At 46.3% G+C, this 25,061-nt stretch carries 28 protein-coding genes; 20 read left to right on the forward strand and 8 right to left on the reverse strand.

The annotated features are described in order from the left end of the window. Nucleotides 1-8: 8 nt before the first annotated feature. Nucleotides 9-215, reverse strand: coding sequence for a YaeP family protein (locus tag LY387_RS03840; protein WP_042477592.1), 207 nt, complete (start codon nucleotides 213-215; stop codon nucleotides 9-11). A 137-nt stretch (nucleotides 216-352) separates the two neighbouring features. Continuing rightward, nucleotides 353-1,822, reverse strand: coding sequence for an aminoacyl-histidine dipeptidase (locus LY387_RS03845; RefSeq protein WP_234495379.1), 1,470 nt, complete (start codon nucleotides 1,820-1,822; stop codon nucleotides 353-355). A gap of 892 nt (nucleotides 1,823-2,714) precedes the next feature. Here LY387_RS03845 and LY387_RS03850 point away from each other — a divergent pair. The 6 genes from LY387_RS03850 to LY387_RS03875 all read left to right on the forward strand — a co-directional run bounded on the left by LY387_RS03850 (nucleotide 2,715) and on the right by LY387_RS03875 (nucleotide 9,053). Further along, nucleotides 2,715-4,007, forward strand: a complete 1,293-nt coding sequence (locus tag LY387_RS03850; RefSeq protein WP_042477594.1) for an NCS2 family permease — start codon at nucleotides 2,715-2,717, stop codon at nucleotides 4,005-4,007. Between the two features lie 31 nt (nucleotides 4,008-4,038). Then, nucleotides 4,039-4,503 (forward strand): xanthine phosphoribosyltransferase, encoded by a 465-nt coding sequence (gpt, locus tag LY387_RS03855; RefSeq protein WP_042477599.1) that lies wholly within the window; start codon nucleotides 4,039-4,041, stop codon nucleotides 4,501-4,503. Between the two features lie 227 nt (nucleotides 4,504-4,730). Further along, on the forward strand, nucleotides 4,731-5,978 hold the full coding sequence (frsA, locus tag LY387_RS03860) for an esterase FrsA (RefSeq protein ID WP_234495380.1): 1,248 nt from the start codon (nucleotides 4,731-4,733) through the stop codon (nucleotides 5,976-5,978). 129 nt (nucleotides 5,979-6,107) lie between these two features. Continuing rightward, nucleotides 6,108-6,497: a sigma factor-binding protein Crl gene (crl, locus tag LY387_RS03865; RefSeq protein WP_234495381.1), complete on the forward strand. Its 390-nt coding sequence runs from the start codon at nucleotides 6,108-6,110 to the stop codon at nucleotides 6,495-6,497. Between the two features lie 151 nt (nucleotides 6,498-6,648). Beyond that, nucleotides 6,649-7,785, forward strand: a complete 1,137-nt coding sequence (gene proB, locus LY387_RS03870; protein WP_042477608.1) for a glutamate 5-kinase — start codon at nucleotides 6,649-6,651, stop codon at nucleotides 7,783-7,785. Between the two features lie 17 nt (nucleotides 7,786-7,802). Then, nucleotides 7,803-9,053, forward strand: coding sequence for a glutamate-5-semialdehyde dehydrogenase (locus LY387_RS03875; RefSeq protein ID WP_234495382.1), 1,251 nt, complete (start codon nucleotides 7,803-7,805; stop codon nucleotides 9,051-9,053). A gap of 81 nt (nucleotides 9,054-9,134) precedes the next feature. Here LY387_RS03875 and LY387_RS03880 read toward each other — a convergent pair whose 3' ends face one another. Next, nucleotides 9,135-9,608, reverse strand: a complete 474-nt coding sequence (locus LY387_RS03880; RefSeq protein WP_042496907.1) for a YaiI/YqxD family protein — start codon at nucleotides 9,606-9,608, stop codon at nucleotides 9,135-9,137. Beyond that, the gene (locus tag LY387_RS03885; protein WP_112462179.1) at nucleotides 9,601-9,888 is read right to left on the reverse strand and encodes a hypothetical protein; all 288 of its coding nucleotides are present in this window, start codon (nucleotides 9,886-9,888) and stop codon (nucleotides 9,601-9,603) included. Before LY387_RS03885 ends, LY387_RS03880 begins: the two co-directional genes overlap by 8 nt. An 828-nt stretch (nucleotides 9,889-10,716) precedes the next feature. Between LY387_RS03885 and LY387_RS03890 the strand changes: the two genes are divergently transcribed. Further along, nucleotides 10,717-11,295: a GNAT family N-acetyltransferase gene (locus LY387_RS03890; RefSeq protein WP_234495383.1), complete on the forward strand. Its 579-nt coding sequence runs from the start codon at nucleotides 10,717-10,719 to the stop codon at nucleotides 11,293-11,295. Here LY387_RS03890 and LY387_RS03895 read toward each other — a convergent pair. Both LY387_RS03895 and LY387_RS03900 read right to left on the reverse strand, forming a co-directional pair. Continuing rightward, nucleotides 11,186-11,485 carry a DUF3301 domain-containing protein gene (locus tag LY387_RS03895; protein ID WP_112462101.1) on the reverse strand — a complete coding sequence of 100 codons (300 nt, stop codon included), beginning with the start codon at nucleotides 11,483-11,485 and terminating at the stop codon, nucleotides 11,186-11,188. The two genes, LY387_RS03890 and LY387_RS03895, sit on opposite strands and share 110 nt — an antisense overlap. Before the next feature lie 9 nt (nucleotides 11,486-11,494). Then, the gene (locus LY387_RS03900) at nucleotides 11,495-12,544 is read right to left on the reverse strand and encodes a DUF3549 family protein (RefSeq protein ID WP_234495384.1); all 1,050 of its coding nucleotides are present in this window, start codon (nucleotides 12,542-12,544) and stop codon (nucleotides 11,495-11,497) included. Nucleotides 12,545-12,678: 134 nt separating this feature from the next. Here LY387_RS03900 and LY387_RS03905 point away from each other — a divergent pair, with 134 nt between their 5' ends. The 11 genes from LY387_RS03905 (at nucleotide 12,679) to LY387_RS03955 (ending at nucleotide 20,936) form a co-directional block, all read left to right on the forward strand. Next, nucleotides 12,679-12,975, forward strand: coding sequence for a YqcC family protein (locus tag LY387_RS03905; protein WP_234495385.1), 297 nt, complete (start codon nucleotides 12,679-12,681; stop codon nucleotides 12,973-12,975). Beyond that, nucleotides 12,972-13,757: a tRNA pseudouridine(65) synthase TruC gene (gene truC / locus LY387_RS03910; RefSeq protein ID WP_234495386.1), complete on the forward strand. Its 786-nt coding sequence runs from the start codon at nucleotides 12,972-12,974 to the stop codon at nucleotides 13,755-13,757. The genes LY387_RS03905 and truC overlap by 4 nt, the downstream gene beginning before the upstream one ends. Before the next feature lie 82 nt (nucleotides 13,758-13,839). Then, nucleotides 13,840-14,289 (forward strand): transcriptional regulator NrdR, encoded by a 450-nt coding sequence (gene nrdR / locus LY387_RS03915; protein WP_128649373.1) that lies wholly within the window; start codon nucleotides 13,840-13,842, stop codon nucleotides 14,287-14,289. A 35-nt stretch (nucleotides 14,290-14,324) separates the two neighbouring features. Beyond that, nucleotides 14,325-15,434, forward strand: a complete 1,110-nt coding sequence (ribD, locus tag LY387_RS03920; protein ID WP_234495387.1) for a bifunctional diaminohydroxyphosphoribosylaminopyrimidine deaminase/5-amino-6-(5-phosphoribosylamino)uracil reductase RibD — start codon at nucleotides 14,325-14,327, stop codon at nucleotides 15,432-15,434. Nucleotides 15,435-15,437: 3 nt separating this feature from the next. Then, the gene (locus LY387_RS03925; RefSeq protein ID WP_234495388.1) at nucleotides 15,438-16,091 is read left to right on the forward strand and encodes a riboflavin synthase; all 654 of its coding nucleotides are present in this window, start codon (nucleotides 15,438-15,440) and stop codon (nucleotides 16,089-16,091) included. 46 nt (nucleotides 16,092-16,137) lie between these two features. Then, on the forward strand, nucleotides 16,138-17,247 hold the full coding sequence (ribBA, locus tag LY387_RS03930; protein ID WP_042477632.1) for a bifunctional 3,4-dihydroxy-2-butanone-4-phosphate synthase/GTP cyclohydrolase II: 1,110 nt from the start codon (nucleotides 16,138-16,140) through the stop codon (nucleotides 17,245-17,247). Between the two features lie 175 nt (nucleotides 17,248-17,422). Beyond that, on the forward strand, nucleotides 17,423-17,893 hold the full coding sequence (gene ribE, locus LY387_RS03935; RefSeq protein WP_004415274.1) for a 6,7-dimethyl-8-ribityllumazine synthase: 471 nt from the start codon (nucleotides 17,423-17,425) through the stop codon (nucleotides 17,891-17,893). Then, nucleotides 17,893-18,360: a transcription antitermination factor NusB gene (gene nusB, locus LY387_RS03940; RefSeq protein ID WP_006069876.1), complete on the forward strand. Its 468-nt coding sequence runs from the start codon at nucleotides 17,893-17,895 to the stop codon at nucleotides 18,358-18,360. Before ribE ends, nusB begins: the two co-directional genes overlap by 1 nt. A gap of 91 nt (nucleotides 18,361-18,451) precedes the next feature. Beyond that, on the forward strand, nucleotides 18,452-19,423 hold the full coding sequence (gene thiL, locus LY387_RS03945; protein ID WP_234495389.1) for a thiamine-phosphate kinase: 972 nt from the start codon (nucleotides 18,452-18,454) through the stop codon (nucleotides 19,421-19,423). After that, nucleotides 19,420-19,923 (forward strand): phosphatidylglycerophosphatase A, encoded by a 504-nt coding sequence (gene pgpA / locus LY387_RS03950; RefSeq protein ID WP_042477635.1) that lies wholly within the window; start codon nucleotides 19,420-19,422, stop codon nucleotides 19,921-19,923. The genes thiL and pgpA overlap by 4 nt, the downstream gene beginning before the upstream one ends. A 128-nt stretch (nucleotides 19,924-20,051) precedes the next feature. After that, the gene (locus LY387_RS03955; protein WP_234495390.1) at nucleotides 20,052-20,936 is read left to right on the forward strand and encodes an acyltransferase; all 885 of its coding nucleotides are present in this window, start codon (nucleotides 20,052-20,054) and stop codon (nucleotides 20,934-20,936) included. 128 nt (nucleotides 20,937-21,064) lie between these two features. On the opposite strand, the gene LY387_RS03960 is transcribed toward LY387_RS03955, so the two are convergent. Then, a complete protein-coding gene (locus tag LY387_RS03960) occupies nucleotides 21,065-21,313 on the reverse strand; it encodes a hypothetical protein (RefSeq protein WP_234495391.1) in 249 nt (82 codons plus the stop codon). Between the two features lie 210 nt (nucleotides 21,314-21,523). Then, on the reverse strand, nucleotides 21,524-21,844 hold the full coding sequence (locus LY387_RS03965) for a hypothetical protein (protein WP_234495392.1): 321 nt from the start codon (nucleotides 21,842-21,844) through the stop codon (nucleotides 21,524-21,526). 292 nt (nucleotides 21,845-22,136) lie between these two features. Here LY387_RS03965 and LY387_RS03970 point away from each other — a divergent pair, with 292 nt between their 5' ends. Next, entirely contained in the window at nucleotides 22,137-22,943 is an 807-nt protein-coding gene (locus tag LY387_RS03970) for a crotonase/enoyl-CoA hydratase family protein (RefSeq protein ID WP_234495393.1), read from the forward strand. A gap of 363 nt (nucleotides 22,944-23,306) precedes the next feature. Further along, the gene (locus LY387_RS03975) at nucleotides 23,307-24,989 is read left to right on the forward strand and encodes an amidohydrolase (RefSeq protein ID WP_419153422.1); all 1,683 of its coding nucleotides are present in this window, start codon (nucleotides 23,307-23,309) and stop codon (nucleotides 24,987-24,989) included. Nucleotides 24,990-25,061: the final 72 nt, after the last annotated feature.

The raw sequence follows: 25,061 nt of genomic DNA on the forward strand, positions 1-25,061 counted from the left end.
TGAGTTCTCTATTTGTCTTCGAAATCTGAAATCAGAAGGTTAGCGGCAGCAAAAGCGGCTTTTTCACGAACGTCTTTCGGTAGATTTTCATCTGCTGCGACATCATTAAGCGCACGAACCGCGCAAGAGATCGCTTGAGGGATGTAAGCCTGATCGCCACTGCCAATCTGAGCATAAATTTCACGAACCAATTCGCAACAACCGTAAACTTGCATAGTGTCTTTCTCTATAAATGATAACTGGTCTCAATATACACAGGCTGTATTCGAAACACAAAACTGGCGTTTGATATGAAACAAAAAAGCCGATGTTTTGGTTAAACATCGGCTTTATATTGGCTCAGTAGATTGGATTATGCTTTTGCTGGAATCGCTTCAAGCAGTGCAACCATTTGGTTCCAGAATAGCTCAACCGTATCGATCTTCACCTTCTCGTCAGGAGAGTGCGGGAACTTGATAGTTGGACCGAAAGAGACCATGTCCATGTTTGGATAAGGTTCTTTAAACAGACCACATTCTAGACCAGCGTGGATCACCATGATGTTTGGTTTATGACCGTAGATACCTTCGTACATATCGCGGAAGATAGCCATGATCTCTGACTCAGGATCGGGTTTCCAACCTGGGTAAGCACCCGAGCACTCAATCGTCGCACCTGCAAGCTCAGCGACAGACGCCAGCATGCCTTCTACTTGAGAGCGACCAGAGTCGATAAGTGAACGGATCAAGCAAAGCACTTCAACTTTATCTGTTTGGGTCGTGATGACGCCAACATTAAGAGACGTTTCTACAACGCCTTCGATGTCATCGCTCATGCGGATAACGCCATTTGGACATGCGTTAAGTGCTGCGATGAAGCGCGTTTCAGATTCAGAGGCAAACACATCAGCGAGATCCGCAGCTTCGTTGAATGACACGATGTCAGTCTCAATAGCACCAAGCTCAGATTTTAATAGCTCAGTGTAGAAGCTGTATAGTTCATCTAGCTTAGCTAGGTTCTCTTCTGGTAGCGCAAGAGTAACGAAACCTTCGCGTGGGATTGCGTTGCGAAGGCTGCCGCCGCGGAACTCGATAAGACGAGCGTCAAGCTCTTTTGCATGACCCGCTAGGAAGCGACCTAGTAGTTTGTTAGCGTTACCACGACCTGTGTGGATATCACAGCCAGAGTGACCGCCTTTTAGACCTTTTAGTGTTAGTTGGCGAGCAACATAACCTTGCGGTGCAGATTCACGTGCGATGTCAAAGGTAAGCGCTGCGTCGATACCGCCAGCACAGCCCATGTAGACTTCGCCTTCTTGCTCTGAGTCAGTGTTTAAAAGGATATCGCCTTCAAGCCAACCCGCCTCAAGACCAAACGCACCCGTCATGCCTGCTTCTTCGTCGATGGTTAGTAGCACTTCCAGTGGGCCGTGTTTGATATCGTTAGACGCAAGAACAGCTAGGCACGTAGCCATACCGATACCGTTATCAGCACCCAAAGTCGTGCCCTTTGCCGTTACCCACTCGCCATCAATGTATGGCTGGATAGCATCAACAGTGAAGTCGTGATCGGTATCTTCGTTTTTCTGAGGAACCATATCGATGTGGGCTTGTAGAACCACACCTTTTTTGTTTTCCATACCAGCTGTTGCTGGCTTTTTGATGAATACGTTACCCGTTGTGTCACGTTTAACATCAAGACCTTGCTCTTTTGCCCAGCCAATAATGTACTGTGCTAGTGCTTCTTCATGTTTTGATGGATGAGGGATTGAGCAGATTTTGTCGAAAAATTGCCATACTGGGGCTGGTGACAACTTACTGATTTCAGAGTGGAATTCAGACACAGAACTCTCCTTTATTCGGGCTTTGCTAGGTTGTTCTTCGTCAGATGTTTAAATTCACGGTGTGAACATCTGGATTTCTAGCTTATTAAAGACAAAGCAAAGGATACCACTAGTTGTAAACATCTAGTAGTGAAACCGAAGAGATAATGTAATGGGTCATGTCAATTTTCGTGACTAGCATAGTGTGCGCCAATGCATACTAATGATATTAATATCCGTAATAAAATTACAGAAATTACGGTTTTTGGTAGGTTGAAAGAAATATTTGTGACTTTGATCGTCTTTATGGTTGTAATTTTAATCCGATATGGTATTCTTTTCACCAGTTGAGAGAATCAACACAATGCTCACGGACAGAGCCCGATTTATCGCCTCCAAGGAACCGAGACTCAAAGCAACGTTTTTCCACTATTTGTTTTGTTAGAAGGTGATGTTATGAAAGGTTTAGCAAGCGCGATGTTTTGGACGAATCAAAACGTATACACAAAAGACTTCGCGTACAACGTCTACTACGGTAGATAAGCGATACGTTTTCCCCCTATTTTGAAGAATTTATAGTTGGTTACATACCCCAATTGATGACCAAATTATTCTACCGCCACTCATATGAGTGGCGTTTTTTTTGCCTTTTTTCCGTGAAATGCCGTCTTTATCTCAAAAAGTGTGGCTACTTTTTGCGCAGTTGTCTTGGTTAGTCGCTATGATGGAAAGGGGCGCTTTCTCGGTAACTATTTCAAATTGTTAGTGATCGTTACCATATAAGTTTCATATCAAGAGGATAATTCGCTGTTTAGAGTGAAAATTCTAGCTGGAATTTGCGTTTTGATAACCTTATAATTCGCGCCAATCGTTTACGCAACCGTTTACTTTTTACACTTTTAGGGATTCGATTATGCTCGAAAGGCTGTTCAAGCTCAGTGAAAACGGCACAACAGTGCGCACTGAGATTATCGCAGGTATCACTACGTTCCTGACGATGGCTTACATTATTTTTGTTAACCCAGCAATTCTTGCTGACGCAGGCATGGATCGCGGCGCAGTATTTGTTGCAACCTGTTTGGCAGCAGCTATCGGCTGTTTCATTATGGGTTTTGTAGCAAACTACCCAATCGCACAAGCACCAGGCATGGGCCTGAATGCTTTCTTTACCTACGCAGTAGTACTGGGTATGGGTTACACATGGCAAGTGGCACTGGCGGCAGTATTCTGCTCTGGTATCTTGTTCATTCTTTTGAGCGTGTTTAAGATCCGTGAGTGGATCATTAACTCGATTCCGATGTCGCTTCGAACGGGTATCTCAGCAGGTATCGGTTTGTTCCTAGCGCTTATCGCGCTGAAAAACGCAGGTATTGTGGTTGATAACCCAGCGACACTTGTGTCTCTAGGTCACATCACTTCTCTTCCTGCAACACTAGCGGCTGTTGGCTTCTTCATTACTATTGCTCTTGTTCACCGTGGCGTAAAAGGTGCGGTAATGATTGCGATTCTAGCAGTAACGGGTCTTGGTCTGATTTTTGGTGACGTTCAGTGGGGCGGCATCATGTCTACACCACCAAGCATCGCGCCAACCTTCATGCAGCTTGATTTCTCGGCAGTGTTCGAAATCGGTATGATTTCTGTTGTGTTTGCTTTCCTATTTGTTGACTTGTTCGACACGGCGGGCACGCTAGTTGGTGTAGCACAAAAAGCTGACCTTATTGGTAAAGACGGCAAAATCCCACGTCTAAATAAAGCACTACTGGCTGACTCAACAGCAACATCAGTAGGTGCGCTACTAGGTACATCAAACACCACTTCTTATGTAGAAAGTACTGCCGGTGTTGCAGCAGGTGGTCGTACTGGTCTTACTGCAGTAGTTGTTGGCATTTTGTTTGTACTTGCATTATTCTTCTCGCCTTTGGCGGGTATGATCCCAGCTTACGCAACTGCGGGTGCGCTATTCTATGTAGCAATTCTAATGATGTCAGGTCTAGTCGGTATTGACTGGAGAGACATTACTGAAGCGGCACCGGTTGTTGTGACTTGTTTGCTGATGCCTTTCACATTCTCAATTGCAGAAGGTATCTCACTTGGCTTCATCGCTTATGCTGCTATTAAAGCACTGAGTGGTAAAGGTCGCGACGTATCCATGAGTGTTTGGGTAATGTCTGCAATCTTTGTCATCAAGTACATTGTGGCTGCTTAAGTCTCGAATACGGTTTAATTAGGTTATTATTATGGCTAACAAATTCATCATCACTTGGGACAATATGCACGCATATTGCCGTCAACTCGCTGAGCGTCAAATGCCAGCGGAACAGTGGAAAGGCATTATCGGTGTAAGTCGTGGCGGTCTAGTACCAGCAGCGATTCTAGCTCGTGAGCTAGGTATTCGTTATGTAGATACAGTATGTATCTCTAGCTACGACCACGATCACCAACGTGATATGACTGTACTTAAAGCTCCAGAGCACGACGGTGAAGGTTACCTAATCGTTGATGATCTTGTGGACAGCGGTGACACAGCACGTAAAATCCGTGAAATGTACCCGAAAGCTAAGCTAGTAACCGTGTGCGCTAAGCCAGCTGGTGTAGAGCTAGTTGACGAGTACATTGTTGATATCGACCAAGATTGTTGGATCGAGCAGCCATGGGATATGGCGCTGTCTTACGTTGAGCCAATTAACCGTAAGCAAAAGTAAACAGTGATGTTTAAAAAAACCGCAACTTTTCCAAGTTGCGGTTTTTTTTTGCTCGAAATCCAGCATATTTGCAATCAACCGTCGTCAACCCTGAAACATGGATTTCAGATATTTAACAAACCAAGTCACTAACAGCGATAGAACCACGTTAAAATGTCGATAAAACCCCTGAATAATGATGATTATTCGATTATATTGATGCTGTAATCGTAATAGTTGGTGCGCGTATGTCTGAAGAAGTCAGTAAAAATATCTCTGAAACCTTGTTTGAAAAGAACAAACAAGCAAAGGAAACCTCCCATCTCATTCGATATATGCCAAGTAGCATGGAAATTCTTGAGCGCCGCCGCGCTGAGAACCCGAGTTCTTGGTACCGGAACCTGTTGCGTCTGCAATGGGCATGGCAAGGTATTGACCCTATCGAGTTGGAAGAGACACTTGCCAAAATTGCGTCTTCTGATCACTCAAGAACGATAGATGAGTGGCTCGATACGGTTATGGGCTACCACGGCGGTAACTGGAACTATGAGTGGACCAAGCTTGGGATGCTTCACCAGAAGCGAGCCAATGACCTTACAGGTGATGCTGCAGCAGAGGAGCTATTTAAGGCCTCATTGAGCTTTAGTATCGCTGGCTACCCACACCTGAAAAATGACAACCTAGCCTTGCAGGCTCAAGTGTTGGCGAATAACGCTTACAACGAAGCGGCCAAACACACCAGTCATATTATCAAGCAGGTAGAGGTCCCATATAAAAATAAGCGGATTACCGCCAACCTCCACTTGGTGAGCACTGAAAAACCCCAACCTGTTGTGATCGTGAGTGCAGGCCTTGATTCTCTGCAAACAGATATGTGGCGTTTGTTCCGAGATTATCTAGCGCCGGCGGGTATCGCTATGCTGACTGTCGATATGCCATCAATAGGGCACAGCTCTCATTGGCCGCTGACCGAGGATACGTCATGTCTGCACCAGGCTGTGTTAAATGAGCTTCCTAATATTCCTTGGGTCGACCATTTCAAAGTAGGGGTGCTGGGTTTCCGATTCGGTGGTAATGCTATGGCTCGCCTCTCATTTCTAGAGCCAGAAAAAATCAAAGCCTGCGTCACACTGGGAGCGCCAATCCATCACTGCTTGGCTTCTCCGCAAATCATCCAATCTATGCCAAAGATGTACCTAGATATGTTGGCATCTCGCATTGGTAAAGATGCAGTGGATATTAATAGTCTGGCAGGGCAACTCACTGCCTGGTCACTGAAAGTGCAAGGGTTCTTGTCGTCACGTCGCACTAAAGTGCCTATCTTGGCGATGAGTATGGAAGGCGATATCGTCTCGCCGATATCAGACAACCGCTTGCTTGCTATGTTTAGCCAGTATGGAAAGTCGAAAGAGATTCCGTCGAAGGGCATTGCAAAAGGGTATGCGCAATCCCTCGAAATGGCGATTAAGTGGTTGGAGGACGAACTTTTAAGGTGACATTTGTGTGGAATTAGTTAAATATGAAATCAGTATGTAATCAAGCATATGATAAAACTATAATTATCCTATAAGAATTATCGCTATTTCATCTTTACAACTATTTTCATATAGAAACGGAGTTTCACTATGTCAGAAGCGGCTAAAAACCCTACTCATTATCGCTTAGTTGCAGCCTTAAAAGCTATCGGCCCTTACTTGAGAGAAACCTTATGCAAAGACGGCGCGTATCACTTTGACTGCCTGTCTGTGTGCGTTGATGACACCAAGTCTCCAGAAGATCGAGAGTTTTGGGGCTGGTGGTTAGACTTAACCTTAGTTGAAGACCAGTTTGAAGCGACGTACCAGATCGGCCGTTACAATCAGACGGGTGAATGGATTTTAGAATCTGCACCAAAATCGGCAGTTAGTGAGATAAATCGAACGCAAGAAGTGTTTCATGAAAAATTGGTGAAGACACTCAGTGAGAAGTTCGAGCTGAGCGTATCAATTCACGATGATTCAGTAGAGTTCGTTTAGTACTAGAAATCCGGTCTCAATGCCTATCAAATCAGCATTGAGACCTTTTTTGCGCCTCTTTTCCCTTCCTACCGCTTTTTTACTTGTACAAATGATGTTTGATTGCTAAAACATCACTCCCTATTAAACTTTTCACGTCAAACAAGCAGAGATGACAACGGATAATACTCGTCAATCTACCGACAAAAAAACGGTAGTGGTGAAGTTAGGTACCAGTGTCCTAACAGGTGGTTCCCTAGCGCTTAACAAAGCGCATATGGTTGAACTCGTCAGACAATGTGCTGAGCTTAAAAAGCTTGGCCACTCAGTAGTGATGGTATCGTCAGGTGCTATTGCGGCTGGTCGCGAGCACCTAGGTTACCCCGAGCTTCCCAAAACGATGGCGAGCAAACAGCTATTAGCAGCCGTTGGTCAAAGCCAACTTATTCAGGTTTGGGAGTCTTTGTTTGCTATCTACGGGCTTAAAATCGGACAAATGCTGCTAACGCGCGCCGATCTTGAGGACCGTGAACGCTTTCTCAATGCACGTGACACGATCAACGCTTTGGTTGAAAACGACATCATCCCTGTCGTCAACGAAAACGACGCGGTAGCAACCAGTGAAATCAAGGTTGGCGATAACGACAATCTATCGGCATTGGTCGGCATCTTGTGCGGTGCAGATAAGCTGTTGTTGCTTACTGACCAGCGTGGTTTGTTTACAGCTGATCCTCGCAAAGACCCAAATGCCGAACTGATTCGCGAAGTGACGACTATTGATGAAACGCTTCGCAAAATAGCGGGTGGTAGCGGTACGACGCTTGGCACAGGTGGTATGGCGACGAAGCTGCAAGCGGCAGATATTGCGCGTCGCGCAGGCATCGAAGTTATCATTGCAGCAGGTAGCGCAGAAAACGTGGTATTTGATTCGTTATCTAATGAACCTCAAGGCACTCGTTTCCTACCTTTGCCAGAGGCATTAGAAAATCGTAAGCGTTGGATACTCGCAGGTCCTGCGGCAACCGGTAACATTGTTATCGACTCAGGCGCGGTAAATGCAGTGATTGGCAAAGGCAGCAGCCTACTTGCCAAAGGGGTAATAAAAGTTTCAGGCCGCTTCGCTCGTGGTGAAGTGGTACGTGTGACGACTAATGACGGAGCTTTGGTGGCAAAAGGAATTTGTGGCTACTCCGATGCAGACCTGTCCAAAATAGCAGGCAAGCACAGTAAAGAAATCGCGGATACGCTCGGCTATGATTATGGTGCAGAAGTGATTCATCGCGACGATATGGTCGTCATTCAAGATTAAGAATAAAGGGAACCGTTATGGATATGATTAAACTAGGCCAAAACGCAAAGCAAGCTAGCTTTGCTTTGGCGACCGCGTCAACGGCGCAAAAGAATCGCGCACTGCAAATCATCGCCGATGAACTCGAAGCAAACGCTGACGTTATTTTGGCTGCGAATGCGAAAGATATCGACCTAGGCCGTGAAGCCGGTCTGACAGAAGCACTACTTGATCGCCTACTGCTGAACGAACAGCGATTGAAAGGTATCGCTGATGACGTTCGTAACGTTATCACCCTGTCTGATCCTGTAGGCAGTGAGATTGATAGTAAAGTGCTTGAGAATGGCATGAGCCTTTCACGTCGCCGTGTACCACTTGGTGTGGTTGGCGTGATTTACGAAGCGCGTCCAAACGTGACTATCGACATTGCAGCACTATGTTTGAAGACGGGTAATGCTAGCATCCTACGTGGTGGCAAAGAGACGTTCTTCTCTAACATGGAACTGGTTAAAGTGATTCAGTCTGCGCTCGATAAAGCGGGTCTGCCTGCGGCATCAGTACAGTACATCGAAAAACCGGATCGTGAACTTGTCTCGCAGCTGCTTAAACTGGATGACTACGTGGATATGATCATCCCGCGTGGTGGTGCTGGCCTACACAAAATGTGTAAAGAGAACAGCAACATCCCAGTTATCATTGGCGGCTTTGGTATCAGTCATATCTTCGTGGATGACAGCGCTGATCTCACTCGCTCTTTGGATGTGGTTGAGAACTCAAAAGTGCAACGCCCTTCAGCATGTAATTCATTAGATACTCTGCTTGTGCACGAGAACGTTGCAGCTGAGTTCCTACCAATGATTGCAGAGCGCTTGAAAGGTAAAGTCTCACTGGTCGCAGAGCCAAAAGCGAAAGCGATGTTGGCAGGCTTTGATGACTTGCGTGATGCCGGTGAAGGCGACTTCGACACTGAATGGCTAAGCTTCACTCTAGGCGTGAAAGTCGTGGCAGATGTTGAAGAAGCCATTGACCACATGCGCGTTCATAACGCTAGCCACTCAGACGCTATCATGACCAACAGCCTAGTGAACTCAGAGAAGTTCATTAACTCTGTTGGTTCAGCCGCGGTCTACGTGAATGCCTCTACACGCTTTACTGACGGTGCTCAGTTTGGTCTTGGTGCCGAAGTCGCGGTATCGACTCAAAAACTGCACGCTCGCGGCCCTATGGGCTTAGAAGAGCTGACTAGCTATAAGTGGGTGGGTAAAGCGGATTACTTACCGCGTCCTTAACGCTTGAATACGCCCAAATATAAAAAGAGTCAGTCGAATATCGGCTGACTCTTTTTTTTGTCTGGAGATAGTCGACTTCGCCTAGCGCGTTGCTCTTGCCAGAAATCTATCTAAATGATTCGCAAACTCGCGGCGCTCTGTCTGCCCAAGGGGCGCAGGACCGCCAGTTTGAACGCCACTTGAGCGCATGGTGTCCATAAAGTCACGGATATTGAGGCGAGCCTTGATCGTATCTTTGGTGTAAAGCTCACCGCGTGGGCTGAGTGCCACAGCGTTTTTGGTGATGACTTCATCTGCCAAAGGAATATCAGAGGTAATCACCAAGTCACCGGCGTTGACTCTTTTCACGATTTCATTGTCCGCAATGTCAAACCCAGCAGGTACGGTCAGTGAGTGGATATTGTCTCGCTTTGGCACAGGGACACTGTGGTTAGCCACAAAGGTGCAAGTTAAGCCCGTACGCTCGGCGGCGCGACACAGTGTTTCTCGAATCACTTTTGGGCACGCATCGGCATCGACCCAAATCTTAACAGCTTGTTTTAACGGCTCAGTCACGAGATTGCTCCAAAGCTGTTAGTCGCTGAGTTAGTACGGCAACTTGTTGTTCTAGTTCTTTCACTCTTAGCTCAAGAGGTTGCTCGGCCTTTTCTGCCGCGATTTCTACTTTAGGCACGTGCTGACTGCTCTTCCAAGATTTGATCACGGTGATCAGCGCAGGCATTGGTACTTTAGTCTTCAATCGCGCCTTTACGAGTGCAACGGTTGGCTCTTTTCCCTCGGCGTGCAATGAGCTGATTGCAGCTTCAATCTCTGCGGAGACATCTTTGGTAATCATGGTGGTTATTCCATTAAATAGGCTTTCCATTAATAGTACCTTCGAATCTAAGGGAGGTACAGGCGGAGCTTATGTGACGGGCATCACCAGTGACTTTAAACGAGTAAATCTAAGACATTAGCCAATTTGGAAACGCACTGTGCGAGATCTCTCACACGAGCTGTGAGATAAAGAGAAAAGATCGCCAGAAATTTGGAAGAAAAAATAATTAAGTATATGTTTAATATGGAAATTAACCTTATTTTAACAGTGTCGATGCAAAAAAAATTGTATTGGGTAGATTGTCCAGAATCGCCATTAGGGTAAATTAGAACCTGTCGGAAGGATGCTGACACGGAACAGGAATGACATTGGAAGGTCATCTTCAGGAAGAAGATTTGGTTACCAAGGGAAACGTAACCAGCAAGGAAGTTAGGATAGCGCGGGAAGCGAACAATCATCAGGACGGTGATTTTTAAGGAAATGGACACGCTCAGGAAGAGTGCAGGAACCCCATCAGGATGATGGTCAAGGACACCGCTCAAGGAACAAGTGAAGCGAGCTGACTGGGATGGTTAGCGTCATTGGATGAGATGGACACCGCTAGGACGGCGACGAATGGATATAGCTGAAGGATTCAGCCACTATTACGGATGATGCATGGAGCATTTTTAGTAGCCGGACTGCTGCGAGTAAGACTATAGCCCCAATACGCAAGTGTTGGGGCTTTTCTTATTTATAAACCCTAACTTTCATACTTCTCATGCAAGTGTCGCACTTAATCTAAAGAACACAGAGTCTAAAGCCTATGTCAGGTTACTTGGGTATTTAGTTACGAAAAGGAAGTCAATGACAATAGTTACTCGCAGAACCATTCTCGTCCCCTATACCGACTATTTAGAGTCGGATTTTCTGATGCTTAACGTGTGCGCGAAAAATCGTAAACACATGAATGGTCCTCATACCTTAGCCACTGCGCGCCAATTGTTTCAATCCATACTGAGCGATTCAAAGTTCTATGCGATGGCGGCACTGGATCTGCGTACGCGCGATTATATGGGGCATATTTTCATTGAGCGTGGAGCGGAAGGTGAAGGAGAGATAGGCTATATCTTTGATAAGCAATACTGGAACAAAGGGATTGCAACAGAGGTATTAAGAGCGTTTATTCCCGATGCTGTTCATACATTAGGACTTAAGAGGCTTGAAGCGAACGTCGATACTGACCACGCTTCTTCGATTCGATTGCTAAGTAAACTCGGGTTTGAGCAGTACGGACAAGCGGAAGATGAGCATGGTCCGTACTATCAGTTCCAATCTACATTCGGTGTGCCGGAAAGTGAAAATTCAGCACATGGAAGCCTTTCATCACCAGCTTTCCTTGATAATAGTCATCACCAAGCGCTGAAAACTCAAACTCATAAATAGTATGCCAACCGAATCGGCCGTTGGCATCTCTTAGCCTGTGAGCGCCAAACGAGACGCTCAACATTTGCAGATCTAACTCCTTACAGCGACGTGTCACCGCCGCCTTGGCAATCTCAGATTGACGCCGCTGCTGCCAAAATACAAAGCAGAACATACTCAGCGCCAATATCATCAAAAGATTATCGATCATTTCACCTTCCTAGTGAGTTTTTCCTTGTGTCGCTGCCTGTTGCAGCGCGACCAGTGCGTTAGCGAGCTCGGGTGATGGGCTAGAGTGCAGCAATGGCAGAAGCACCAAACGCAGGCTCGGCATCATCACCAGATCGGCAAATAACTGATTAAACAAGCCTTGGTTACCCGTTTGTGCTAAACGTACCAAGAACTTCTCGGCTATGGCTGGAGTAGTCAGAGGCTGCCACGCACGACCTGCAATGGCGATCAGCACTTCTTGATGACTCAAACGCGCACTGGCCAAAATCTCAGTCACCAATGACTCAAGTTGCTCTGGTTTGCCTCCCGATAGCGCGCGAGCATAAGCCGCTAATAAGAACAGATCCGGCTCATCGGACTCACATTCAAATTGAGCAAGTTCGCGCAGCGTTGTAGAGAGCTTTTCTGGCAACGCCACATGTTCAAGTGCGCCAAGTAGAGCATAGCGGGGCTCGCTCGCAAGGTGACGTAAACTAGTGCGGAACAAACGGCCATTTTCTTCTTGCCCAAGCCTCGCTGCCATATCCGTGATGCCTTGCAGTCCAACCGTTTGCCAGTTATCCCAGCCTAGGTCGCCACGGAAGTAGTCACGTGCATGCTGATAGTATTGGCTGGTGGTCAGATCCAATTCTGCTCTCAATAGGCTATGGAAGACGGCTAACTTGTCGTCTGTTGGCTTAAACGTAAATGGGTTGTTTGAGAGCTTTTGTTGTTGCTCTTCATTCATCTCTTTACCAAGACGCGTCCCCATTGCTTCCAGAACGTATTTTAGAAACTGGCCGACATCGCCTTGGCTTAGCAAACCACGTTCATCAAGCTGGAACTTAAGGAACCAAATCCAAGGCTGTTTCTCTTCATTCCAGTAGGCGATGGCAAACTGAGCCTGTCTTTGAATCGGATACGGGTAGGGCTGACTGGCACGCTCAACGGCGGCGAACTGTTCATTATCAATCAGTTGTACGCGTCGAGAGATATCGTAAATATGATATTGGCAGCCACTGTTGACCAACAGATCCGTCAAAGTATGAATGGTTTCCATGGAGGGGTTCCTAGTACGGTTTGGGTATAGAACAATAAATGGTATTCTATCGCCAATTTTCAAGTCATTAACGAGCATTTTCAATACCGATAAGTGAAAGTCGTGAATTTGTTCGTCTCGATCCCCATAGAATTATGAAGTTATTACTTATTGAGCTGAAACAGCTGCTTAAAAAGCACTCACTGTGGCAACAGCAATCCCCAGATGTGGCAGCACTGAGCAGTCAACAACCGTTTGCCGTAGACACATTGGAGCCTCACGAATGGCTGCAATGGATTTTTATTGAACGCATGGAAGTGCTGCTCCAATCGGGAAGTGACTTGCCCAAGGGTTTTGAGATCACCCCTTACTTCGAAGAAGTTTGGAAGCAGCGCAGTGAACTGAATGAGATCTTATTGGTGTTAAAGCAGATAGATGAGGCAGCAAAATGAGTGGATCCATTGAATCGGTTCAAGAAGAAACTCAAATAGAGCCTCTTGAAATCGTGTATCGCGATGACTATCTGATTGCCGTCAATAAGCCTGCTGGTATGTTAGTGCATCGCTCATGGCTCGATAAGAATGAAACTCGATTTGTGATGCAGACCTTACGCGATCAGATAGGGCAGCACGTTTTTCCTTTGCACCGTTTAGATAGGCCAACGTCAGGCGTGTTGCTATTCGCTTTATCAAGTGAAATCGCCTCAAAAGCGATGCCAATGTTTGCTGAGCACAATATCCAGAAGACCTATCATGCGATTGTCCGCGGCTGGATTGAAGAAGGGGATGTGTTGGATTACGCGCTTAAGGTTGAGCTGGATAAGATCGCCGATAAATTTGCTGATAAAGACAAAGAAGCACAGCCAGCCGTCACCGCTTATGAGCCGCTTGCCAAGGTTGAGGTTCCTCACTCAACAGGGCGCTTCCCAACCAGTCGATACTGTCTAATGGAGATGAAGCCAAAAACAGGTCGAAAGCACCAGCTACGTCGCCATATGCACCACTTGAGTCATCCGATTATCGGTGACACTACTCATGGTGATGGCAGACACAATCGTTTGTTCCGCGACCATTATGACGCGCGTCGATTGCTCTTGCACGCGTCTTGTCTTGAGTTCGAACACCCAATTACGCAAGAGCCGGTAGTCATCAAAGCGAGTTTCGATTCCGTGTGGCGCAGCTTGGTTCGCGAATTTGATTGGCAAGAGTGTGACGCCATCCAAGATTACACCTAATTGCGTTACCTGACTGGTCAAATAGTAGATTTCTTAATAGGTTAAATTTCGCTAAACTGTGGTCTAAACCATAGGAGGTGTTATGCATTGTCCATTTTGTTCTGAAAATGACACAAAGGTCATCGATTCCAGACTGGTCGCTGATGGCCATCAGGTGCGTCGTCGCCGCCAATGCTTGGCGTGTAATGAACGTTTCACCACCTTTGAGAGTGCTGAACTCGTGATGCCAAAAGTGATCAAATCCAATGGTAACCGAGAGCCTTTTAACAAAGATAAAATGGTAGGTGGCATTCAGCGTGCTCTAGAGAAACGCCCAGTGAGCGCTGACTCTATTGAACTGGCCATCAGCCACATTGAATCTCAGCTTCGTGCCACGGGTGAGCGCGAAGTGCCGAGTGAGATGATTGGTAACTTAGTGATGACTCAACTGAAAGAGTTAGACAAGGTCGCCTATATTCGCTTTGCATCCGTATACCGTAGTTTTGAAGACATTCGCGAGTTCGGTGAAGAGATCGCTCGCTTAGAAGATTAACGGTTTACCCCACTCAACGATAGGTATGGATCACTATGAGTCAGTTTAGCGCTATCGACCATCAAATGATGAGTTTAGCGATAGACCTTGCGAGAAAAGGACGCTTTACCACAGCGCCAAATCCTAACGTGGGCTGCGTGATTACGCTCGGCGATGAGATTGTCGGTCACGGCTACCATAAAAAAGCCGGTGAGCCACATGCCGAAGTGCATGCGATGCGTATGGCTGGTGACAAAGCCAAAGGTGCAACGGCCTATGTAACCTTAGAGCCTTGCTCACACTATGGTCGCACACCACCTTGTGCCGAAGGTTTGATTAAAGCGGGCGTCGCGAAAGTGGTGTGCGCTATGTCTGATCCTAACCCACAAGTTGCGGGCCGAGGTTTTGCCATGCTTGAAGAAGCAGGTATTGAGGTGCACGTTGGCTTGCTTGAGCTAGATGCTCGTGCGCTCAACCCGGGTTTTCTCAAGAAGATGGAAACCCAGCGTCCCTTCGTTCAGCTAAAAATGGCAGCCAGCCTCGATGGTCAGACTGCACTTGCGAATGGCAAAAGTCAGTGGATTACAGGGCCAGAAGCAAGAAAAGATGTGCAAGCATATCGAGCGCAAGCTGGCGCTATCCTATCAACGAGCAAAACCGTCATTGACGATAATGCGTCGCTAAACGTTCGCTGGGATGAACTACCAAGCCAGGTAAAAGAGACGATAGAGCGAGAGGAGCTTCGCCAACCAACGCGTGTGATTTTGGACCGACATCATCAGCTCACCGAAGAACTGAAACTGTTTCAATCGACAGGTCCTATCATCCGAGTCGCTAATCAGGGTGGTGATCTTGATATCTCACTGACTAGCGATGAGCAGCTTGATCTCGCGAAAACGCTAGACGCCTTGGCAGCGGTGCACCAGATTAATCATGTTTGGGTCGAAGCGGGTGCAACGCTGGCGAGTTCAATGATGCAAGCGCAACTTGTCGACGAGCTTATTGTTTATTTAGCGCCTAAGCTTATGGGTGCAGATGGTCGAGGACTGATCGGTGCGCTCGGTCTTGAAGAGATGCAAGACGTTATCGACCTCAATATTAAAGATATTCGTATGGTGGGCAAGGATATCCGTATCGTTGCTACGCCACAGCTAACAAAGAATTAGAAGATGTTTACAGGAATTATAGAAGCCGTTGGCACGTTAAAAGCCATTACACCGAAAGGTGAAGATATCAGCGTGACTGTCGAAGTCGGCAAGCTGGACATGGGCGATGTAAAGCTCGGCGATAGTATTGCTACCAATGGCGTTTGTCTGACGGTTACTGACTACTCAGAGACGAGTTATCACGCTGATTTGTCGGTAGAAACACTTAATAAAACCGGTTTTGCTGACTATCGTGTAGGCGATAAAGTAAACCTTGAGAAGGCGATGCTGCCAACAACTCGATTTGGTGGTCATATTGTATCGGGACACGTCGATGGTGTCGGTGAGATTGTTGACCGACAACACGTGGGTCGCGCTATTGAGTTTTGGGTTCAAATGCCTTCTGAACTGAGTAAATATGTTGCGGAAAAAGGCTCCATTACTGTGGATGGTATTAGCCTGACCGTGAACGATTTGCGCAAAGATGCTTTTAAGCTCACCATAGTGCCACACACGACTGAAGAGACGACGATCGACCACTTCCAGGTAGGAAGAAAAGTCAATCTAGAGGTCGACGTTCTAGCGCGCTATATGGAGCGTTTACTCAATGCTCAGGCGCAAAGTGAGCCTGAATCTCGACTCACTATGGAATTCTTACAACAAAACGGTTTTGCGTAATATTGCCAAACCAATATAACAACGAGCGCAACAACAGGAACGTGAAATGCCAATTAGTACGCCGCAAGAAATCATCGAAGATATTCGTTTAGGAAAAATGGTCATCCTTATGGATGATGAAGACCGTGAAAACGAAGGCGACCTTATTATGGCCGCTGAGCAGATTACCCCTGAAGCCATTAACTTTATGGCGACACACGGTCGTGGTCTCATCTGTTTAACTATGACCAAAGCGCGTTGTGAATCATTGGGTCTGCCACCTATGGTGCAAGACAACAACGCTCAATACACCACAAACTTCACTGTGTCTATTGAGGCAGCCGAGGGCGTGACGACCGGTATCTCTGCCGCAGACCGCGCTCGCACCGTGCAAGCTGCTGTTGCTAAAGATGCAAAGGCTGCAGACCTTGTTCAGCCAGGTCATATCTTCCCACTTGCTGCGCAAGATGGTGGCGTTCTGACCCGTGCAGGTCACACTGAAGCGGGTTGTGACCTTGCTAAGCTTGCGGGCTTTGAGCCAGCGTCGGTGATCGTTGAGATCCTAAACGACGATGGCACCATGGCGCGTCGCCCAGACCTTGAAGTGTTTGCTGAAAAACATGACATCAAGCTTGGCACGATTGCGGATCTAATCGAATACCGTAACAACAACGAGACCACCATTGAGCGCGTTGCAGCATGTCATTTGCCAACTGAGTTTGGTGAGTTCGAGCTTGTTACTTATCGTGACACGATCGACAACCAAATCCACTATGCGATGTGTGCAGGAGATTTGACAGCGAAAACGCCGTTAGTCCGTGTTCACTTGCAAGACACATTCACCGATATTCTGCGCTCAAACCGTAACTCTGACCGCAGCTGGACGCTAGATAAAGCGATGAAGCGTATTGGTGATGAAGGTGGTGTGTTGGTTATTCTTGGTAACGAAGAGAGTACTGAACTCCTGGTTCATAAAATCAAGATGTTTGAGCAGCAAGACAGCGGCACTGCGCCAACAATGGCGAAAAAGCAGGGCACATCACGTCGCGTAGGGGTTGGTTCGCAAATTCTGGCTGATCTCGGCGTCCACGAAATGAAGCTATTGTCGTCGGCTGATAAAAAATACCACGCATTGGGTGGCTTCGGTCTGACAGTAACGGAATACGTAACTGAGTAATTTATTAAGCCTTTGCTTCTGATAAGCAAAGGCTTTTTCTCATTGAGTCCGCACCTCGTTTTTAAACGCTTTGCTAAAGCCTTGTTTGAGCAAAGTTAGCGGTAGATATTAATAAATGACTTGTGCTAGAATCCGTCGATTCTCGCGCGATGAACATAGTTTATAAGGAAAGCATATGAAAGTTATCGAGGGTGGCTTCCCAGCACCGAACGCAAAGATTGCTATTGTTATTTCTCGTTTCAATAGTTTTATCAATGAAAGCCTATTATCGGGTGCTATCGATACTTTGAAACGTCACGGTCAAGTGAGCGAAGACAACATCACGGTTGTACGCTGCCCAGGTGCAGTTGAGCTACCTCTTGTTGCTCAACGTGTTGCAAAAACAGGCAAGTTTGATGCAATCGTATCGCTAGGTACAGTCATTCGTGGCGGTACACCACATTTCGACTATGTTTGTAGTGAGTGTAATAAAGGTCTTGCACAAGTGTCTCTGGAATATAGCCTACCAGTAGCATTTGGTGTATTGACTGTTGATACCATCGATCAAGCTATCGAGCGTGCAGGAACCAAGGCTGGTAATAAAGGTGCAGAGGCTGCACTAAGCGCGCTTGAAATGATCAACGTTCTTTCTGAAATCGATTCCTAATGGGGGCCAGTGTGAAACCAGCCGCACGTCGTAATGCACGTCAATTTGCTCTGCAAGCAATTTATTCTTGGCAAATTACTAAAGAAAATGTTGCCACTGTTGAAGAACAGTTCTTATCAGGTGGTAAGTATGATGAAGAAGAGCATCATGCTGCTGAGCCTGCATTGACTGCGCCAGAGACTGACGTTGTATATTTCCGTGACCTACTCACGGGTGTCGCGTTGAATCACACGGAACTAGACAGCAAGCTACGTCCATTTGTTTCTCGTCCAATGCAAGATCTAGATATGATGGAACTCGCGCTACTTCGCCTAGCGATGTACGAGATGACAAGCCGTGAAGACGTACCTTACAAAGTGGTTATTAACGAAGCTATCGAACTTGCAAAAGTATTCGCAGCTGAAGACAGCCACAAATTCGTTAACGGTGTGCTAGATAAAGCCGCACCGCACGTTCGTAAGAAGTAACGAAACAAAGTTTGTCTATTCGTAAAAAGGTCAGCAATTTGCTGGCCTTTTTTATATACTCTTTCCACCTTTTCAGTACGAAATCGACACGATGTCTGGTGAATTTAGCTTAATCGACAAGTACTTTGCTCATAAGCAGCAAAGCCGAAAGGACGTTGTCCTGGCTCAAGGCGACGATTGCGCCATCGTTGCACCCTCAAACGGCTCCCACATTGCCATTAGCACTGATACTCTAGTTTCGGGTACTCACTTTCTCGCCGATGCGGATCCGGCACATATCGCCCATAAAGCGCTTGCTTCCAATATTAGCGACCTTGTCGCAATGGGCGCCTCTCCGGCTTGGGTATCTATGGGCATCTCGCTTCCGGAGATGAACGCGTCTTGGCTAGAGCGTTTCTCTTCTGCCTTCTTCAAGCTTGCGGATTACTACGGAATTCAATTAATCGGCGGAGATACCACGAGAGGACCATTGACGATTACCCTGACAGTCCAAGGGCTAGTGCCAGAAGGCAAAGCGCTAACGAGACACGGTGCTGAATCTGGTGATTGGATATACGTGACCGGAAAGCTGGGCGATGCGAAAGCGGGTCTGGATGTGATTCTAGAGAAGAACATCAGCGGTGACCAAGAGCTTAATAGCGAACTGCAAAGACGCCATTTTGAAGCGACACCTCGTGTGCTCGCTGGTCTAGCGCTGCGCGATATTGCCTCATCCGCTATCGACATTTCAGATGGCCTTGTTTCTGACTTGGGACATATCCTTAAGCGTTCAAACGTCGGCGCAAGATTGAATGTTGCTGAATTGCCGTTCTCAGATGAATTGGTGCGATTCGTCGGTGGAACGGAAGAAGCACAGCAATACGCATTAACCAGCGGTGAAGAGTACGAGCTATGCTTTACAGTGCCTGAAGCAAACCGTGGGCAGTTAGAAGTCGCGCTGAGTACCACGCCATTCACCTGTATTGGGCAGATCACCGGGACTGGTCAGTTAGAACTGCATAACAATGACGCGCCAGTGAGCTGGCAACTTGATGGCTTCGATCATTTTAAGGGAAATCAATGAGCAATCCTCTCGACCTAATCTCACTTAAAAATCCATGGCACTTGCTGGCAACTGGCTTTGGCAGTGGTTTGTCACCAATTATTCCAGGCACCATGGGAACCCTTGCTGCGATTCCGCTGTATTTGCTGCTAGTTCAACTGCCTCTTAGTGTATATCTCATTGCGGTCGTACTGGCATGCATCATAGGTATCAAGATCTGCGATGTGACCTCTCAAGATATGGGCGTGCATGATCACGGCTCCATCGTGTGGGATGAGTTCGCGGGCTTCTGGATTACCATGGCAATCGTCCCTGCGCTTAAGCTGCCTGTTGACGATTGGAAATGGCTGATTACTGGCTTCGTATTATTCCGCTTTTTTGACATGGTAAAACCGTGGCCGATAGGGTGGTTAGATAAGCGCGTGCATGGCGGTCTCGGCATCATGATCGATGACATTGTCGCGGGTGTGATGGCTGCAATTGCGCTCTACCTGGTCGGACATCTCGCGGGCTGGCTTTAGTAACCTACTGTTATAAAATGAATTATTCGTGGAGCTTGTCCAAGCTCCACGCAAATGACAAAGCATTACTATACGTTTGACAAAAAATTGCTATTATTGCCCTCCCTTTTTCAGATGTAACAAAATGTATGCTTGGTAATCTACGACTGGTCATTTCCTCTCTTTTGGTAATCCTCAACACAGCGGTGACCGCGGTTGTTGTGTGTACATTTTCCATTATCAAACTTGTCTTACCTTTGAAGCCGATCCAAACCTTGATGACGAGTTTGTCAAACAAACAGATGTGGTTATGGGCGACGCTCAACCTTTGGCTTCTCAACATCAACAATAATATTGATTGGCAAGTTGAGGGTGGGGAAGAGTTATCTCCAGAGCAGTGGTATATGCTGTTGTCTAATCATCTGAGCTGGACGGACATCGTGATCATTACCTCGGTGATGAAAAACAAAATCCCGATGTGTAAGTTTCTTTTGAAGCAAAGTCTGCTTTACGTACCGTTTGTAGGGTTAGCGTGCTGGGGGCTGGATATGCCGTTTATGAAGCGTCATTCTCAAGCCTATTTGGTCAAACACCCTGAGCGTCGTAATGATGACTTCAATGCCATACGTAAAGCGTGCCGTAAGTTTGAACACGTCCCGACCACAATGATCAGCTTTGTTGAGGGTACTCGAGCTAACGCAGACAAGCTAGCGACGGTAAAGACACCTTATCGCCATCTCCTTAAGCCGAAAACAGGCGGAGTAGCCTTTACGTTGAATGCGATGAATCACTTGCTCGATGGTGTCGTTGACATCACTTTGGCGTACCCAGAAAACCGTGAAAAGCCGTTTGAAGATATGCTAAAAGGAAAACTCACCAAAGTCGTGGTGAAGATAGACGTGTATGAAATGGATGAGAACCTGACCGGCGACTATTTCAATGACAAAGTATTTAAGCGCCGTTTCCATCACTGGCTAAACGATGTATGGAAGCGCAAAGACGAAACACTCGAAGGTATCTATTCACAAGGCTAGTGAATTACAAGGCTAGCTATTTGTGAGATTAGGTCACGTCGAGTGGCACAAAAAAAGGTCTACCCTAGGGTAGACCTTTTTAATGAGACTAAGACAGTTTTGATACAAACTGAATACTATTAGCAAACTTAAAGCCGTTGGGCTAACTGTCTTGGTATGACTCTGCAGCACTTTTCTGCTTCGTTAATAAGCACGGATACTGCATGAGTATGGTAATCATCGCCGCTCTTCCAAACGGTTTCTCCGAATATCTGACACAACTCAAAATCAGAAATAGTTCCCTTCATTTCCTTGTAGGCGACGGCTGAGATGATCTTTTGCTCTAAAGCTTCAGGACAAGATTCAACACGCCAACGACTCACTTGAATATTCGGCAAAGCACACTCCTTGTGGTCACATTTTCGTCATCCAAACCACGATAACACTATGAAAATGTACGATCAAGGTGATCTCACTCACATTTTTAGTGGGGCAAAAGTGTGCTAGAGCTAACTGTCTGTAAATCATAAAAGTTCTGAAGTGAAGCTAGAAAAATAAAGTTTTACCGACAAGCATCTTGCTGATGCCCATAAATGATCACTTAACGGCTACGCTGGTGTCACTTTAGTTTGACGAAACTGTTTTAGCTTGCTGATGATTGTAGGCGTAAACCATATCAACGAGATGGGTATAGCCAATCGGCTGATCGAGTCGATTAGCGCTAATGTGTCACGATCACCACCGGTTAACTGAGTCGGTAAAACGAAGACCAGCAACAGGTAGGTAAACGCAGCCATAATCGCATTAAACCACCAAGGATCCTGAGGTTTATATTCGATGACATGTATTGAATCGGCGTTCTGATGGGCATCAGATGCGGGTTGAGTGTCATTGTTTGACACTTGCGAGTTTTGATTTTCCGTAATCATGGATTGTACTTCCTATTCATCCAATGGAGCACTTCCATTCAAGCACTCAAATGATATAAAACAAGCACTATAGCTTCATAACGTAACCGACCTCTTAAAATTAGTAGTGTAGTCGCTACTTGATCAGCCGCTTCTCACACAATGCGTGACCCTACTGTAAACAGGTGAGACCTCTCATTATTGAGTAAATATTCTAACGTTGAAGCGAACCCTCACTAAACTGATTAAAAAGTCAGCATATAACTTCAGAAGATAACTACATTCAGAAAACAACTATAGGGAAATCACAAAGATGACGTATCAGAGGATTGAAGTTAGTCGTTCAAACGATATTGTGACCGTAACACTCAATCGACCAGACAAACTTAATGGTGTCGATATGGCAATGTTTGATGAGTTAATTGATGTTAGTCGTTTGCTCAAAAAAGATCGTCAACTGCGAGCGGTGATTTTGACCGGATCAGGAGGCAACTTTAGTTCGGGCTTAGATTTCAAATCTATGATGACGCAAAAGAGCAATGCCGTGAGGCTGCTTTTCAAATGGCTTCCCGGACAATCCAATCGTGCTCAACAAGTCAGTAGTAATTGGCGCAAACTCTCTGTTCCTGTGATTGCCGCGATTGATGGTTATTGTTGGGGAGCGGGCATGCAGATCGCGCTAGGTGCCGACTTTCGTATTTGCTCACCAAACGCCAACTTATCGATCATGGAATCTAAGATGGGGTTAACTTCGGATATGGCAGGCTCGATAGCACTAAGAGAAGTGATGCCAAAAGACAAAGCCTTGTTGATCTCTATTTGTGGGACTGAGCTTACTGCGCAACAAGCGCTAGAGTATGGACTAGTGACAAAGGTCAGTGATCAGCCAATAGAGGAAGCGTTATCACTCGCCGCCGAAATCACGAAAATGTCGCCTGATGTGAATGCTGCCATGAAGCATATGTACACCAGATACTGGACTGCACCAGCGTGGAAGCTGCTCGCCTATGAAACCTACAGTCAAATACGCATTATGCTGGGGCGAAACTTCGGTCGAATGCAAAGCGCATTAAGAAAAAAAACGCCGCCTAAGTTTCAACCTAGGCAGCGTTATTGGTAAATCAGTATCGTTAGCGAACGATGGTTTTCTCTCCACACTCTCGGCATCGATAAACCTCTTTGATGCCAGAGAGTTTTTGCCAGACGCTACGTCGGACTCTAACTAGTGATACTGCTTGTTTACACTTGCACATGAATGATTCCCAAACGTTGTTATTTTGTGATATTGGTTCAATTTTTATAAGCCGGTACATATCATTACACTTATATACATAGAAGTGAATAGTCTTATGTACTTTTATTGATATCAATTCAGTGTATATAACTGATTGATTTTACGAATCAATATCGCATTTATATATCATGCGTCTAATTGATGGATTTTGAGGCTTTTATCAAAATGGTGACCCATATATTTCCGGCTATGCTAAAAAAATCGATGCGTTTTGCGATGGTTATGTCAGGCCTTTTTAGCCCTTTAATAGCTTTTGCCGCCCCAGACATCGTTTTAGTCAATGGCTCGATCTATAACAATCAAGACGCACGTGCGTTGGCCATTCAAAACGGTGTGATAACCGCGATTGGCGGGTCAGAGGAACTGCTTGCATCGACTGATGATAAGACACAAGTGATAGACCTGAATGGACAGTTGTTGATGCCGGGCTTTATCGACAACCATAACCATGTGTTCGAAGCAGCATCTGAGGCGGGAGGTAACTGTGAGTTAAGCGCTTCGGCGACATTACTTGAACTCAAGCCCTATCTTGAGTATTGCCAACAGCAATCACAATCGAAAGACTGGTTAATGGGCTATGGCTTTTCACTTGAAATGCTTTTGGCTCATGACAGTGGCCAGACACCGCTCGATATGTTGGACAGCATATTCCCTGATCGTCCTGTGATCTTAATGGAGCAAACCTCTCATTCCATGTGGGTGAACTCAACTGCCCTAGAGTTAGCTCAGATCTCTGAAGACACACCTAACCCTCAAGGCGGCGTCATTCTGCGTGATGAAGCCTCTGGCAAGCTTAATGGCATATTGCTAGATAGTGCTGGGGATGCGGTTATGGAGGTTGCTTGGAATAGTCTGAATAATCAATTTGAACAGAGTTATCAGGGCTTGCTTGTAGGGCTTGAAACAGCAGCAGAGCACGGTATTACAACCATTGGCGATGGACGGCTGTATTGGAAGCGAGGTTGGTATGAGGTATGGCGTCATGCTGATGACCAGCAGACCTTAACCGCGCGCGTCGCGCTTCGACCTTGGGTATACCCAAATGAAGAAATGACGGCGCAGCTTAAGTACCTTGAATCTATCTATTCGAGCGAGCCGACGATGAGCGATCTCCTTATTATCAACCAAGTGAAGATGTACAGTGACGGCATTATCATTAATGGTACGGCTAAGCTGTTGGCACCCTATCTCGATACTTACTTAACGAATAAGCCCTATGGCATCAATTATATTTCGCCCAAAAAGATGACCAACTGGCTCAAGGCATTGAATGATATCGGCTATAGTGCCCACATACACGCGATTGGTGATGGCGCTGTTCGAGAATCTTTGGATGCTATTGAGCAGGTCCGCCAACAAGGAAGTAACAAGCCGTATACTCTGACCCATGTTGAGCTCGTCGATAAAAACGATGAGTCTCGGTTCAATAAGCTCGGCGTCAGTGCAGACTTCCAAGTGGGTTCAGACTACGTTGCCTATAACGATCATGCGTGGGCAGAAGCCTTTATAGGAGCAATGCGAGCTCATCGATTGATGAACCTTAAGGCGATATTTGATACGGGCGCAAATGTCACGTTAAGCAGCGATTGGAATGTGCATGACATCAATCCGTTGGTGGGTATCAGCAACAGCTTGATAATGGAACGCAGCGGATTGCCAACATTGGAAGCTGCGATTGATGCCTACACCATCAATGCTGCCAAAAGCCTAGGTATCGACCACATAACAGGCTCCATCGCGATAGGGAAATCAGCGGACTTGGTCTTGTTAGATAAAGATATCCGTGAACTTGCTCCGGAAGACATTGCGAAAGCGCGTGTGGTTATGACCATGCTTCAAGGAGAGATCGTGTTTAGTTACGCGGAAAATTGAAGTTGAAGTGACGCTAAACGATTAAGATTTATTCAGCTTTATCAATATTCTGAATGTGGCTTGGTGACCTAT

Source organism: Vibrio maritimus, assembly GCF_021441885.1.
Lineage (GTDB): Bacteria > Pseudomonadota > Gammaproteobacteria > Enterobacterales > Vibrionaceae > Vibrio > Vibrio maritimus_B.